Annotated in this window: 10 protein-coding genes; 4 read left to right on the top strand and 6 right to left on the bottom strand. The window is 67.9% G+C overall.

The genetic code is table 11. The features are described from left to right. From ACZ3HV_RS12205 to ACZ3HV_RS12215, 3 genes are all read right to left on the bottom strand, one after another. Positions 1-1,467 (bottom strand): ABC transporter substrate-binding protein, encoded by a 1,467-nt coding sequence (locus ACZ3HV_RS12205; protein WP_465683561.1) that lies wholly within the window; start codon positions 1,465-1,467, stop codon positions 1-3. 18 nt (positions 1,468-1,485) lie between these two features. Continuing rightward, positions 1,486-4,593, bottom strand: a complete 3,108-nt coding sequence (locus ACZ3HV_RS12210) for an endo-1,4-beta-xylanase (RefSeq protein ID WP_465683563.1) — start codon at positions 4,591-4,593, stop codon at positions 1,486-1,488. A 116-nt stretch (positions 4,594-4,709) separates the two neighbouring features. After that, positions 4,710-5,816: a LacI family DNA-binding transcriptional regulator gene (locus tag ACZ3HV_RS12215; RefSeq protein WP_465683565.1), complete on the bottom strand. Its 1,107-nt coding sequence runs from the start codon at positions 5,814-5,816 to the stop codon at positions 4,710-4,712. A gap of 276 nt (positions 5,817-6,092) precedes the next feature. Between ACZ3HV_RS12215 and ACZ3HV_RS12220 the strand changes: the two genes are divergently transcribed. Next, a complete protein-coding gene (locus ACZ3HV_RS12220) occupies positions 6,093-8,054 on the top strand; it encodes an MGH1-like glycoside hydrolase domain-containing protein (RefSeq protein WP_465683567.1) in 1,962 nt (653 codons plus the stop codon). Here ACZ3HV_RS12220 and ACZ3HV_RS12225 read toward each other — a convergent pair. Further along, entirely contained in the window at positions 7,976-8,674 is a 699-nt protein-coding gene (locus ACZ3HV_RS12225; RefSeq protein ID WP_465683569.1) for a hypothetical protein, read from the bottom strand. The genes ACZ3HV_RS12220 and ACZ3HV_RS12225 overlap by 79 nt on opposite strands. Before the next feature lie 169 nt (positions 8,675-8,843). On the opposite strand from ACZ3HV_RS12225, the gene ACZ3HV_RS12230 reads away from it, so the two are divergent. Together ACZ3HV_RS12230 and ACZ3HV_RS12235 are read left to right on the top strand one after the other, a co-directional pair. After that, positions 8,844-9,992, top strand: coding sequence for a sensor histidine kinase (locus ACZ3HV_RS12230; RefSeq protein WP_465683571.1), 1,149 nt, complete (start codon positions 8,844-8,846; stop codon positions 9,990-9,992). After that, positions 9,989-10,657, top strand: a complete 669-nt coding sequence (locus ACZ3HV_RS12235; protein WP_465683573.1) for a response regulator — start codon at positions 9,989-9,991, stop codon at positions 10,655-10,657. Before ACZ3HV_RS12230 ends, ACZ3HV_RS12235 begins: the two co-directional genes overlap by 4 nt. Here the strand turns inward: ACZ3HV_RS12235 and ACZ3HV_RS12240 are convergent. Both ACZ3HV_RS12240 and ACZ3HV_RS12245 read right to left on the bottom strand, forming a co-directional pair. Beyond that, entirely contained in the window at positions 10,586-11,290 is a 705-nt protein-coding gene (locus ACZ3HV_RS12240) for an HAD family hydrolase (RefSeq protein ID WP_465683575.1), read from the bottom strand. The two genes, ACZ3HV_RS12235 and ACZ3HV_RS12240, sit on opposite strands and share 72 nt — an antisense overlap. Continuing rightward, positions 11,290-13,374: a DNA gyrase/topoisomerase IV subunit B gene (locus ACZ3HV_RS12245; RefSeq protein WP_465683577.1), complete on the bottom strand. Its 2,085-nt coding sequence runs from the start codon at positions 13,372-13,374 to the stop codon at positions 11,290-11,292. The genes ACZ3HV_RS12240 and ACZ3HV_RS12245 overlap by 1 nt, the downstream gene beginning before the upstream one ends. 446 nt (positions 13,375-13,820) lie before the next feature. On the opposite strand from ACZ3HV_RS12245, the gene ACZ3HV_RS12250 reads away from it, so the two are divergent. After that, on the top strand, positions 13,821-14,051 hold the full coding sequence (locus ACZ3HV_RS12250; RefSeq protein ID WP_465683579.1) for a DUF7455 domain-containing protein: 231 nt from the start codon (positions 13,821-13,823) through the stop codon (positions 14,049-14,051). The last annotated feature ends 22 nt before the right edge of the window (positions 14,052-14,073 follow it).

A 14,073-nucleotide genomic window follows, 5' to 3' on the forward strand; every position in this document is an offset into this window, starting at 1 on the left:
TCAGGCGCCCGGCTTCGTCGTGTACGGCTTGGTCAGATCCCAGTCGGTGAAGGCGAAGTCCTTCGTGCTCGCCCCGGCGCCCACCTTCTTCACCGCGTCGTCGAGCGCCTGGTTCATCTTGTCGGTCAGCGTCGTCAGCGCCCCTTGCACGTCCTTCACCTGTCCGCTGTAGACCCCGGACAGAAGGTCGTTGATGTCCGGTTTGACCGCGGGCAGTTGGAGTTTCGCCAGTTGCGGGTTGCGGATGGTCGGCTGCGGACCGACCACCGCGGCCCCCGACATGGCGACGTACTGCGCGAAGGGTGCGAACGTCACGCCCTTCGGGTCGTTGTTCTTCGCGTAGACGGACAGGCCCTGGCCCTGCTCGACCCACCGCTTCCCCGCGTCCGGGCTGTAGAGCCAGTCGAACCAGGCCCATGCCTCGTCGGCGTGCGCGGTCTTCGACGACACCGCGACGAACTTGCCGCCGGGCGGTCCGTAGAACAGTGCCTTCGGCTCACCGCCCGGCGCGGGCAGCGTCACCAGGCTGTAGTCGGTGAACTTGTGCTGGGTCCACTCCGGCTGGTTCCAGACACCGCCGACCGTCATCCCGAACCGGCCGCGCTCGAAGAACGCGCGGGCCTGCTCGTCGGAGATGCTCATCGAGTTCGGGTAGAACCAGTTCTTGTTCTTCCACTCCAGCAGCAGATTGATGACGTCGAGGTAGTTGCGGTCGGTACCGAACGTCCACCGGCCGACCCGGTAGTCCATCCCGTCGATCCCACCGACCGCGGCTCCACCCGGCGAGCCGGCGCCGCGGACGAACAGATCCAGCCACCAGGCCAGGGTCGTGTTCGTCGAGTTGCCGAAGCCGAACGGCGCTACCTTGCCGCCGCTCTTCGAGGCGATCGCGTCGGCCGCGCGGCTCACGTCGTCCCAGGTCTTCGGCAGTTTGACGCTGCCGTCGGCGTTGGTCAGGCCGGCGTCCTTGAAGACGCCGTGGTGCACGTACAGCTGCAGCGACGGTGCCGGCGCCGCGAACGGTGCGGTGTAGACCTTGCCGTCGAAGACGTCCACTCCCTCGACGAAGCTGTTCTCCGGGAAGCGCGACTGCCAGGACGTCGTCGCCCACTTGTCCACCGGCAGCAGCCAGCTGTCCGACACCTGCTGGCTGAGCTGGGGGCTCTTGGGCACCATCAGGATGTCCGGCGGGTTGTTGCTGCGGTACGCCAGCGAGACGAGGTCGGCGTACTTGTCGCTGACCTGCGTGGTCTTCTTCACCGCGATGCCCGGGTGGGCTTCCTGGAACAGCTTGATCTCGTTGTCCACCCAGCCGGCCTGGCTGGCGTACCAGTCCCAGTAGGTGATCGTGGTCTTGGCCTTCGAGCCCTCGGAATCGTTGCCCGAGGAACAGCCGGCGAGCGCGCCGGCCCCGGCCAGTGCGGCCGCACCCCGGAGCAGTGTCCGTCGGGAGATGGGTGATGACATGACAGTTCCTCCAGTGATTCAGGTGCAGGCCGGCGTAGCCGACGACGCGGTCTGGGTCAGGGATCCCAGCCGCCAGGTGAGCGGGCTGCCGTCCCAGGTGACCGCGACGCGCCGCGGCCGTTGGAAGGGCAGGAACGAGACGGTCTGGCCGCGGTCGGCCGGTCCGGGACTGAACACGTTGTCGGTGCCGACCGGGACCGGGATGTAATAGTTGTTCGCGTTGCTGTAGCCGAAGTACGCCGTGTAGGTGTTGTCGACCGTGTTGTGGACGACGCAGGCCGCGGTCGGCTGCACGGAGTTGAACACGGTCTCCGCCGGACCCGTGCCACCGCTGACGGTCTTGGCCATCGGGGCGAACGAAGCGTCGTCCACCAGCAGGTCACCGGTGCCGGTCGTGGTGCTGATCCACCACTCGGCCCTGGTCAGCGTGCCGGTCCAGGAGATGCTCGTGTTGGCGGCCGAGATCTGGGTCCAGCCGGTACTGCTGACCGGAGCGGAACCGAGTCTGATCGTCGTTGATCCGGTCGACGTAGTGAGCTTGAGACTCACCATCGTGGTGTCCGATCCGCTGGCCAGCCGCACCCAGGCGGACGAGTCGTAGAGCCCGCCGTTCACCACCGACACTCCCTGCGCCGGACCAGCCCACGCCGCGGCTCGGCCGGTCACCGACAGATCGCCGCTGCCGGTGTGCGGAGTCGTCGACGCGTTCTTCAACGTGCAGGTCCCCAGGCAGTACCAGCCTGTGGTGTTCGACTGGTTCTCCAACGTCCCGTTCCCGAGCACCGAGGGCGTCGGCAGGGACGGCGTCACCGCAGGCGGGCCTTGGGCAGGTGGTGGGGTGCCGTCCGTCGGCGTGATGGCGAGGTCGTCGAGGGTGCACTCCGGCGAGCTCGAACTGGGGTTGGACCAGGCGAATGCCTGGACCCACATCGTCCCCGTCGGTGGGGTGAACGCTGCCAGCTTCTGTGTGTACGCGCGTTCGTCGGCATACGTGAGCGCGTACTGGAAGGTCGGCGTACCGGCCGTGGCGCCGCCTCGGACGCCTACGTAGCACTGGGTGCCACTGCCGTTCAGACGACCCCAGCCGGACAGTAGGTAGCTGGTGCCCGGAGTGAGGCCGGTGACGTTCTGGGTCACGCCGGAGCCAGGGCTGAGGGAGAGTGCGGTGTGACCGCTGTGAGCGTTCGCTGCGGTCGCCGGCCCGGTGCCGAGCGGTGTCCATCCACGTACGCCGCTCTCGAAGTCGCCGTCGCCGATCGGGTTGGGCGCATCGGTGCGCACCGTGGTGGCGATGCCGTCGAAGATCACCTTGACCGAGGCACCGGCCGTGGTCGGCATCGGCACCTTGACCTGCTTCGAGACGCCGTTCGCGGTGACCGTCACCAGGTAGTCACCGAGGAATCCGCGCGTACCGAAGGTTCCGGCGCCGGTCGTCTGGCCGGCGACACTCGTGTGCCACTGGTGCTTGATCAGGTCCTCCCAGACCAGGGCGTTCGGTTTTGGTGACCAGTCCGCGTTGTAGAGCGCGACGCGGGGGTTGTAGATGTTGCTGGCCCAGATGCCGAAGTTGCTGATCTGGTTGACGTTCGGGTTCGAGAACATCGCGGTCATGAAGTCGCGGGTGTAGTCCGCCTGCAACTGCAGATCGTCGGTGTCCACGTCGAACTCCGTGATCGCGACCTTCACGCCGAGCCCCGCGAACTGGTCGACGATCGCCATCAGGTCGTCCGGCGACGTCAGCTGCAGTCCGTTGAAGTGACTCTCGAAGCCGACCAGGTCGATCGGCGCACCCGACGCTTTCAGCGATTGCACGGTGTCGTAAACGTGGTCGCGGTGGCGCTTCTCCCAGCCGTTGTTCTCGACCAGTCCGTAGTCGTTGAGGGCGAGCTTCGCGTTCGGGTCGGCCTGGTGGGCGAGCTGGAACCACGAGGCGATCTCGTCGGTGCCGAGAATGTCCTGGACGCTGTGCTCGGAGTACGGCTCGTTCACGACGTCCCACTCGTCGACGATGCCGGCCAGGGCGCTCGCCTCGTCGGTGATGTGGGTGTTGATGCGCGCTCTCAGCGCCGCCGGGTCGTTCTGCAGGTTGACGACATCGGGTTGCATCAGACCCCATGACGGCCAGATCAGGTTGTGGCCGCGGATGCGGATGCCGTGTTCCTTCATCCACTGCAGGGCGGGCAGGGTGCTGGTGTCGCGTTCGGTCTGGTTCTCCCAGTGGTTCCACTTCAGGTTGTTGCCCAGGGCCCCTTGGTTGAAGAGCGTCGAGGCCTTCGTCTGGTACTGCTGCAGGTCGGTCCCGCTGATCCCGCCGGACGGATCGCCGATCAACCGGGCTCCGTCGGACGCGGCTCCGAACTTGAACGCGCTGGTCTGCTGTACGGCGGACACCGTCGCGCCGCTGACCGGGTTACCGGCCGGGTCGACGACCGAGACGTTGAGATTTCCCTTGCGGTACTGGTCGATCCGGGCGTTGGCCGCCGTACGCCAGGCAGCGTTCGCGTCCCGACCGTCGTACGTGACCTGCGGATAGCCGGCCGGAGTGCCTGGTCCCCAGTCCTGCACCGAGACTCCGGCGATCTGGAACTTCTGAGCGCCGTACCCGAGCCAGAGACTCAGGTGCGCGGCGGTGGTCGTCCCGGCCGTGTAGGTGACGGCCGCGCGGAACGGGAACTCGAACTTCTGCCACCCCGTGCCGTAGAGCAGCGCTGCGTTCAGCGACTTCTTGTACGGCGATCCGTCCGTTTCGAAGACCAGGTGAGCATTGCCGGTCGTGGCAACCGGGGTCGGCTCGATCGAGCGCGCCCAGACGGTCGCGACGAGGGCATCGCCCGCGGTCACCGTCGCAGCCGTCGGTACGCCGAGGGTGATCTCGTACTCACCGTCCAGGCCGGGGCTCTGCGGCGCGTTCGGGACGGTGATCTCGAGGGCCTTGGTGAAGTTGGGATTCCCGCTGATCGGGACCTGTGCGGTCGCGTCGGCGGGAACACTCTTGAACTCGGTGAAGTTGGCGAGTGGGTCGGCCGGCAACACCTCGAAGGGCGCCGCGTCGGCGCGGGCTGTGGGCTGGATCGCCACCGCGGCGAGCAGGGCAACGGTCACACCGGTGGCCAGTTTTCTGATCACTCCGGATCCTTCCAGAGGGCGCGCAGCAGCACCTCCCCCGCCGGCCGTGGGCCTGGGGCTGTGAGGAGACTGCCGGGTGAACTGTCGGTGGTCGGGCGGGACCTCGATCCGGAGGATCAGGCCTTGGTGGTCTGCGAGCGTCCGCGCGGGGACCGGGTCACGGGCACCGGCCCGCAACTCGCCCGGACGATCAAACTGGTGGGCATCACCAGGCGCGGCAGGTCGGCCGCCGGCTCCGCGCCGGCGTCCTCGCCGTCCGGTGCCGCGTCTGGTTCTTCATCGTTCGGGCCGATGGCGGCGAGCAGCATCTCGGCGGCTCGCCGGCCCATGTCGACGAACGGTTGCTGGATGGTGGTCAGCGGCGGGCGGATCTGCGCCGCCGACTCGATGTCGTCGAAGCCGATCACGGACACGTCCTCCGGCACCCGCAGGCCGGCCTCGGCCGCCGCGGTCATCACGGCGTACGCCGTCACGTCGGAGTGCGCGAACACCGCGGTGGGCCGCTGGTCCGGCGGGAGTGCGAAGAGTTCGCGGGATCGGGACCGGATCTGGTCGGGCAGGAAGTCACCGGGTTTGGTGAGCTCCGGATCGGGCTGGATGCCCGCGCCCCGTAGCGCGTCCAGGTAGCCGCGGTAGCGGTCCTGGCAGCAGCGGTACACCATTCGGCCTTGGACACAAGCGATTCGTTCGTGCCCCAGCTGCATGAGGTGGTCCATCGCCGTCAACGCGCCGTCGTAGTTGTCCGCGGTGACCGATGGGAGGTCCACATCGGCGTCGATGGTGTTCACCAGGACGACCGGCAGGCCTTCCCGGTGCAGCTGGACGAGCGGTTCGAGCGGCTGCTCGTGGCTGACCACGAGCAGACCGGACGCCATGCTCGAGGTCAGGATCCGGTCGATCAGCGAGCCGTAGTCACGGTCGTTGGTGGCGGTGTAGAGGATGATGTCGAATCCGCTCCGCTCGGTCACCGCGGCCACCCCGATGTTGATCGAGGCAACCATGTGCCACGACAGGCCGGGCACGACCATGCCGATCAGCCGGGTGCTCCCCTTGGCCAGTGCGGTCGCCGCGAAGCTCGGCACGTACCGATGCCGGCGCATCACCGCCAGCACGTGCCGCCGGGTCGCGGGATCGACCTTGGGGCTGTTGTTCAGCACCAGCGAGACTGTGGATTTGGACAGGCCGGACAGCGCGGCGATGTCACGAATCGTCAGCTTCGCCATCCGGTTCATCCTCTGCTAGGTCCGTTGGACTGGTCCAACGGCTGGTGCACCGGAACGTAACAGTGCGCCAGAACGCCGTCAACACCTAATGCGCAAACGGTTTCCATCCGAGGCATTGCGCCGCTCGGCCCTTTCGTGCCAGCATCGCCCCATCGTGTTGGACCGGTCCTACGCAGGCCGGGATCACCTGCCGGGACCGGTCCGGCACGTCACCTCACCGTGCTCCCACATCCAGCCGGCCCGGCCGGCTGCTCGTGCTGCCCAGGAAGGCCGCCCATGCCGCCGTACTCGCTCGACGACTTCGCCTTCGACCTCCGCCGCGCCGTACCGCCCGCTGACCTCTGGGTGGGCAGCGGCACAGGCACCGTCAACCAACTGACGGGCACCGTGTGCGGCGTCGGCGGTTGGTTCGCTCCCCCGCTCGCCGCCCCCGACAGCCGGCTGACGATCTCGTTCGACGTCGACGGCCGGCACATCCTCGACGCCGCGCGACCCGGAGCCGGCAACCGTGGTCTGCTCCCCGCCGGCGGCACCTGGCGCCCGGACCGGCTCGTCCGTCGCGGCACCTACCACCAGTACGACGCCGGCCGCCTGACCTCGCTAGCCGTCGAGTCCACCCTCACCCCACGCCACGGCTCCCCCGGCTACGGCCTCACCCTCACCATCCGCAACCGCTCCGCCGGCGCCCACCAACTGACGATCCACCCGGAGCTCGCCGCGACCCAAGCCAGCCAGGTACCGCTCTCCGACTGGGGCTGGGTCCCGCCCGAACCCGGCACCGGTCTCCCGGTCACCTTGGATAAGGACAGCCTGTCCGCAACCCTCCAACCCCATGGCGAGGTGACCATCACCCTCGGCGTCGGGACTAGTGCCGCGGTCACCGACGCTGAGCACACCACCCGCCAGTGGGAGTCCCGTCTCAGTCAGGCGCTCGGCAGACTCCCCACTCTCACGTCCGACATCCCCGGGCTCGAGCAGTACTACCGCCGTTCGCTCGCCAGTGGGCTCGTGTGCTGGTGGGACCACCCGGACTTCGTCTCCCAGCCGTTCATCGCGACCTCTGGGCTCGACGGTGGTGCCCTGTGCGCCTACGCCTGGGACACCGGCGGCTACGCGCCCAACCTGCTCAGTCTGATGCTCGGCGACAACGTCCTCGGCATCATCGAGTCACTGCTCGACGCCGACCTCACCGACCGCTACGCGATCGCCCCCGACGGCACCGGTCTGGGCGTCGCCTATGCCTACAGTGGCTGGTCCCTCGTCGCCCTGACCCGGGCCGCGGCGGCCGAGCACCGGCTCGATCCCACGGTGATCGCTCGGCTGTACGACGTACTGATCGCGCTCGACAAGCGGTTCCAGCCCGACGACCAGACCGGCGTACTGCGTGACTACGGCGACCAGAGCAACTTGCTCGAGATGCGGAGTGCCGGCTGGGAGCACGTAGTTGCCAGTCCGAACGCCGAGCGCGCGTGGGCGCTCGACACTCTCGCCGACCTCTCGGATCTCACCGGGGCCGCACTGCCGGCCGACGAGCTCCGGGCATCCGCGCTGCAGATCCGCGCCGAGCTGATCCGGCAGCTCTGGGATCCAGAGGCAGGCTGGTTCCGCAGTCGCTACCCGGGCGGCCACACCGAACTCACCTACTCGATCCAGGCCTTCGACGTACTGCGTTCCGGCGCGTGCCCACCCGAGGTCGCGGCCGAGTTGACCAAGAAGGTCGGCGCCTTCCTCGGCGAGTACGGCGTGAGCAGTGTCAGTGCCGAGGACGAGTTCCACTACGAGACCGCCGACATCGACTGGTCCGGCGCCGGCGCCTACACCGGCGAAGGCCCTCAACTCGCTCTCACGCTCTGGGATCGCGGCGAGTCAGCACTCGCGTGGGACGTCCTGCGCCGCCACTTCTGGATGGGCGACCACTACCCGTACTTCCCCCAGGACCACTACTGCGACAAGCCGGGAGCCCCCGCCACCGGCCGCCGCATCAACATCATCGCCGGCCTCACCGGCGCCGAAGCCATCCTCACCGGCCTCGCCGGCATCCACCCGCACCCTGACGGCTCCCTGACCATTCACCCGCAACCCGTTGCCGAGGGCACCATAGAGCTTCGTGACCTCGTGTACCGCGACCGAACCATCGACCTGACGATCACCACCGACGGCTACCAGGTGTCCGTCGACGGCATTCCAGTCGCTCCCGCTCCGGACGGTACCGTCCTCGCCGTACCACCACGGGAGTAACTCCGGACGACCGACGCAGCCGCCACTGCCCAGCCCCACATGAGTGGCAGCAGCGCGTTGCCCATCGACGTCACCGTCGTGATCGCCATGAAGAACGGCAGGAACGAGATCAGTAGCCAGGCCGTGACGCGCGGCCGGAATCCCTTGCGGAGCAACATGATCCCCAGGACCGGGCCGCCGAACCCGACGAGCGCGAAGGCTCCCAGCCCCACGAGGAAGAACTGGTCGGTCCACCGCGTGTAGTAGTCGCCTGCCACCGACAGCGTGAGGACCACGTAGGCCGTCAGTTGTACGCGCCATGCCCACTTCTCGGCGCCGCTCGGCCGGCGGCGCCGGTACACCAGATAGGCCGCCGCGGTGAACGCAAGGCAGATCGGCAACCAGATCTTGCCGTAGGTCCAGTAGACGAAGTACGGGTCGCCCCAGTCGAGCAGCGGCCGTACGGCGGACATCGCGGGGACTGCCCAGGCCCGGGTGAGCCCGGACGCAAGATCCCCGGGGTGACTGTTGATCCGAGCCAGCGCGTGCAGCTCACCGGCGACCGTTCCGAAGGCCGCCATCACCCAGGCGGCCAGGCTGATCCGCCGCGCCGCGGCCGGCGTGATGTCGATCGATCTCATCTTCGTCCTCCCTCAGCGGGCCACTCCTGCGGCCGTTGGGACGAACCTAGGGATCGGAGCCTGTCGTGGTCGTCCTGCGCTCGCAGGAAATCGGGTGGACCACAGCAGGATGCCCGGGTCCTCCTCGAGGAGGACGTGAGCCGGTGGACAGCGGCGTACCGTTTCACTCGTGAGCCCCCGGAACTGGGCGTTCGACATCACCCTCGCGGTGATGGTCGGCGTTCTCGGTCAGCTGGAGGCGTGGGCAGGGATCGGCGCCACGCACCGGCAAGGACCGCTCTGGGCCCAGTCACTGCTGTACGCCGTGACCGCGCTGCTTCTCGTGGGCCGCCGGGTTCGCCCACTCGCCGTCCTGGCCGCGATGGTCGCGGTATACGTTGCGGAGTTCGCGATCTTCGGCTCGCCGGAGGGGTATGGCGTCGCCCTCGCGCCGCTGATCGCGATCTACAGCGTCGGGCGCTACGTCGAGCCGCGGCGGGCATGGCTCGGGCTCGCACTCGGGGTGGTCCTGTGGGCGGGCTGGGCAGCCTTCGACCCGATGAACGAGCGCACCGCCGACCGCCTGGACACCATCGTCTGGCTCGCACCGTGGGTCATCGGATGGCTTGTCGGCGCGCTGGTTCGGACGACACTGCTCTACCGGGAGCAGCGAAGGGTGAGCCGCGAACAGCTGGCGTCGCGCGCCGTAGCCGAGGAACGCAACCGGATCGCGCGCGAACTCCATGACGTCATCGGACACAGCGTCAGCGTCATGACTGTGCAGGCGTCGGCGGTGCGACGCCGGCTCACCGCCGAGCAGGCGGCCGAGCGCGAGGCGCTGGAATCCGTTGAGGCGGTCGGCCGCGAAGCGCTCGCCGAGATGCGCCGGATGGTCGGGGTTCTCCGTCAGGACGGAGACGGCCCGGCAGGCCAGGATCGTCAGCCGCCGCCCGGGCTGTCCCAGCTCGACGGCTTGGTCGGGAAGTTCCGCACCGCCGGCCTGCCGGTCGAACTCACGGTGATCGGGACAGTCCGCGATCTGACGCCCGGCCTGGACCTCACGGCGTACCGGGTCGTGCAAGAGGGACTGACCAACACCTTCCGCCACGCGCGAAGTCCGCGCCGGGCCGAAGTGGTGATCGACTACGGTCAGGACCGCCTCCGGCTCGCGGTTCGGGACGACGGCCCTGCGACGGCGCCGTCTCAGAACGCCAAGCCCAGCAACGGCCTGCTCGGCATGCGAGAGCGAGTCGCCGTCTACGGTGGCTCGCTGGTGGCGCGGGCACGGCCGGAAGGCGGGTTCGAGCTGGTGGCCACGCTGCCGATGGAGCCGACATGAGCCCGATCAGCATCCTGCTCGTCGACGACCAAGCACTGGTCCGCGCGGGATTCCGGATGATCCTCGAGATCGAACCGGACATGTCGGTGGTCGGTGAGGCAGCGAACGGTATGCAAGCGGTCGAGATGGCCGGGCAACTGCGACCCGACGTCGTACTGATGGACGTACGGATGCCCGAGTTGGACGGCATCGAGGCGACCCGCCGGCTGCTGGCCGACGGCGCCACCCGGTCGCGGGTGGTCATGCTGACGACGTTCGACCTGGACGAGTACGTCTTCGAAGCCCTTCAAGCGGGAGCGAGTGGTTTCCTGATCAAGGACGTACGCCCTGAGCTGCTGGTCGCGGGAATTCGGGCGGTGCATTCGGGCGAGTCCCTTCTCGCCCCTTCCGTGACGCGCCGGATGATCGAGTCGTTCCTCGACAGACCTCGGGCCGTCGACCCGTCCTTGCGTGCCCGGCTCGATGCACTCACGGCCCGAGAGCAGGAAACACTCAGCCTGCTGGCCCGCGGCCTGACCAACGCCGAGATCGCTGCGGAGCTCTTCGTCTCCGAGACGACAGTGAAGACCCACGTCGGCCGTGTCCTGATGAAGCTAGGCCTCCGAGACCGCGTCCACGCCGTCATCTACGCTTACGAAGCCGGCCTCGTCCACCGCGGCGCCTGACGGCGAGCCGGCCAGGATGGCCGGGAACGCCTTCAGCACAATGTCGAAGTGGTGGTCGGCCCGCGGCTCCTCGACGGCGTGATGATGACCGATCCGGATCGTCCGAAGGCCCGCGTTGATGCCGCCTGCGATGTCGTACGACGGATGGTCGCCCACCATCCACCCGTCGGTCAGGGACGCGCCGGCCTCCGAGGCTGCGATCGCGAAGATCCGCGGATCGGGCTTGCGTACTCCGACTGCTTCCGAGATGCAGCAGTAGTCCACGGCACCCGCGATCCCGGTGTGCTCGAGCTTCCGGGTTTGCTGAACCACACCGCCGTTCGTGACCACGGCTACCCGCCAACCCGCCGTACGCAAGGACTCCAAGCCCGCGAGCACCGCCGGCTCGACCCACGTGAACGACGGATGCTCCCGGTCGTACTCGGCGACCGAGACGACGACCCCGAACCGTTCCCGGAACGCGGCGAACAGCTCACCCCGCGGCGTGAACCCACCGTTGTCATGGGCAACCAACCACTCGACCGCGTCCGGACCGAGCCCGGCACGATCCACCCACCACCGAGCCCAGGCCAGGAACGCGCCGTCCCGATCGATCAGCGTGTTGTCGAGATCGAAGCAGACCAGCCGACGCATCAGACGTCGATGCGGTTCTCGTCCAGTTCGTAGGCGCCCTGGACGATGAACTCCTTGCGTGGCGCGACGTCGTTGCCCATCAGCAAGTCGAAGACGCCGGCGGCGGCCTCGCCGTCGTCGACGGTGATCCGGCGCAGCGTGCGGTGCCGCGGGTCCATCGTGGTCTCCGCCAGCTGGTCGGCGTCCATCTCACCGAGGCCCTTGTAGCGCTGCGGTGGCTCCTTCCAGCGGACGTTCTTCTTCATCAGCTCGGCCGTCTTCCGCTGGTACTCCGCGTCGCTGTAGGTGTACAGGTACTTGTCCTGCCCCTTCTTCGGGTTCGTCAGCTCGAACCGGTGCAGCGGCGGTACGGCGGTGTAGACGCGACCGGCGTCGACGAGCGGCCGCATGTACCGGAAGAACAGCGTCGCGAGCAGGCAGCGGATGTGGGCACCGTCGGAGTCGGCGTCCGCCATGAAGATGATCTTGCCGTAGCGGGCCTGCTCGAGGTCGAACGTCCGGCCGGAGCCGGCACCGACCACCTGGATGATCGAGGCGCACTCGGTGTTCTTCAGCATGTCGCCGACCGACGCCTTCTGCACGTTCAGGATCTTGCCCCGGATCGGCAGCAGCGCTTGAAACTCAGAACTCCGAGCCAGCTTGGCCGTACCGAGGGCCGAATCACCCTCGACGATGAACAGCTCGGACCGATCGACATCGTTGCTGCGGCAGTCGGCCAGCTTGGCCGGCAGCGCCGACGACTCCAGCGCGGTCTTCCGCCGCTGCAGCTCCCGGTGCTGACGAGCCGCCACCCGCGTGCGCGACGCGGCGACGACCTTCTCCAGCACCGCCCGCGCCTGCGCCTTCTGGGCGGCCTTGTTCGAGGTGAGGAATGCCTCCAGCTCGCTCTGCACGACCTTCGCCACGATCCGCGAGGCGGCCGGCGTACCGAGCACCTCCTTGGTCTGGCCGTCGAACTGCGGCTCGGCCAGCCGCACCGTCACCACCGAGGTCAGGCCTTCGAGGACGTCGTCCTTGATGACCTCCTCGCCGTTCTTCAGCAGCCGCGTCCCGTCGAGGGCGTTGGTGAAGCTCTTCGACAGCGCGCGCTCGAAGCCGGCCACGTGGGTCCCGCCCTTGGGCGTGGCCACGATGTTCACGAACGAGCGGACCTCGGTCTCGTACCCGTCGCCCCAGCGGACCGCGATGTCGACGTCCAGGTCGCGCTCGACGTCGGTCGGCGTCATGTGCCCGGCGTCGTCGAGCATCGGCACGGTCTCGGTGAAGTGCCCGGTCCCGGTCAGCCGGACGACCTCGGTCACCTTCTGGTCGGTGGCCAGGAACTCGCAGAACTCGCTGATCCCGCCGTCGTGCTTGAAGTGCTCCTCGGTGGGCTCGGCACTCCGCTCGTCGCGGATCACCAGCTCGAGCCCCGGCACCAGGAACGACGTCTGCCGCGCCCGGGTGACGAGCTCGTCGTAGTTGAAGGTCGCGTCGCGGGTGAAGATCTGCCGGTCCGCCCAGTACCGGATCCGGGTGCCGGTGACACCCTTCCTCGCCCGGCCGGCCTTCCGCAGCCCCTTGGCCGGCGTGAACGAGGCGTTCGCGCCCGGGCTGTCGAACTCACCGGCAACACCGCGCCGGAACGAGGTGGTCCAGACCACACCACCGCGGTCGACCTCGACGTCCAGCCGCGCGGACAGCGCGTTCACCACCGAGGCGCCGACACCGTGCAGACCACCGGAGGCGTTGTACGACCCGCCGCCGAACTTGCCGCCGGCGTGCAGCTTGGTGAAGACGACCTCGACACCGCTGAGCTTGGTCTTCGGCTCGATGTCGACCGGGATGCCGCGGGCTCGGTCGATGACCTCGACCGAGCCGTCCTGGTGCAGCACGACGTCGATCCGGTCGCCGTGCCCGGCCAGGGCCTCGTCGACGGCGTTGTCGATGATCTCCCACAGGCAGTGCATCAGGCCGCGGCTGTCGGTGGACCCGATGTACATGCCGGGGCGCTTCCGGACCGCCTCGAGTCCTTCGAGGACGAGCAAGTTGCGGGCGTTGTACGTCGGGTCGAGCTCGGTACTGCGAGGCGTCGGGGCGGCCACTGGGCTCCTTCACTGGTTCACACACTCAGGCCACATCCGGGACCGGCCAGGTTCCGAACGCATGCCGACAGCCTATGCGGCCCGACCCCCAAATCCCTGCAGGCGGGGCTGTGCAGGCCATCAGATGGGTACTTAGGTCCTCAGCGGATCGCTCGACCAGAAAGGTGTTTCGGCAGGTATCGATCCGGAATCGATCCGGAGTGGTGTACGACACTCCGATCATCAGCGCACGGTGATCGCACCATGGCGCACAGTGAGAGAAGACACGCCCGACACCCGCCGGAAACAAGAATTCGCCCGCTTCCGAAACGATTCCTCGTCAAGATGCGTCATACGGGAACAGATGGTTCGTCTCACATACGGACACGTTGCCCCACCCGGGAAGCGATCCGCATGTCAGGATGTTGCTATCTGGTGAGTACGGAACTAGATGAGATGAGGCCTCAATGACTACAGCACTCGCCCCGAGTTCGGCCCTGTCGGCCGCGGATCGTTGTGACCGCTGCGGTGCGCAGGCCTACGTCCGAGTCACCCTGACCAGCGGTGGTGAGCTGCTCTTCTGCGCGCACCACGGCCGGGAGCACTCGGAGAAGCTGCGCCACATCGCGATCACGATCCACGACGAGACTGGACGGCTCGAAGCCACTCCCAGCATCGCCACGGAAGACGAGCGGTAAGAAGGACCAGACTTTCCAAACG

This window comes from Kribbella sp. NPDC020701, from assembly GCF_055562215.1.

What these genes read in the sequence shown, in the direction of transcription:
- ACZ3HV_RS12205 (WP_465683561.1), bottom strand. Translation starts at nt 1,467, where the DNA reads ATGTCATCACCCATCTCCCGACGGACACTGCTCCGGGGTGCGGCCGCA.
- ACZ3HV_RS12215 (WP_465683565.1), bottom strand. Translation starts at nt 5,816, where the DNA reads ATGGCGAAGCTGACGATTCGTGACATCGCCGCGCTGTCCGGCCTGTCC.
- ACZ3HV_RS12220 (WP_465683567.1), top strand. Translation starts at nt 6,093, where the DNA reads ATGCCGCCGTACTCGCTCGACGACTTCGCCTTCGACCTCCGCCGCGCC.
- ACZ3HV_RS12225 (WP_465683569.1), bottom strand. Translation starts at nt 8,674, where the DNA reads ATGAGATCGATCGACATCACGCCGGCCGCGGCGCGGCGGATCAGCCTG.
- ACZ3HV_RS12235 (WP_465683573.1), top strand. Translation starts at nt 9,989, where the DNA reads ATGAGCCCGATCAGCATCCTGCTCGTCGACGACCAAGCACTGGTCCGC.
- ACZ3HV_RS12240 (WP_465683575.1), bottom strand. Translation starts at nt 11,290, where the DNA reads ATGCGTCGGCTGGTCTGCTTCGATCTCGACAACACGCTGATCGATCGG.
- ACZ3HV_RS12250 (WP_465683579.1), top strand. Translation starts at nt 13,821, where the DNA reads ATGACTACAGCACTCGCCCCGAGTTCGGCCCTGTCGGCCGCGGATCGT.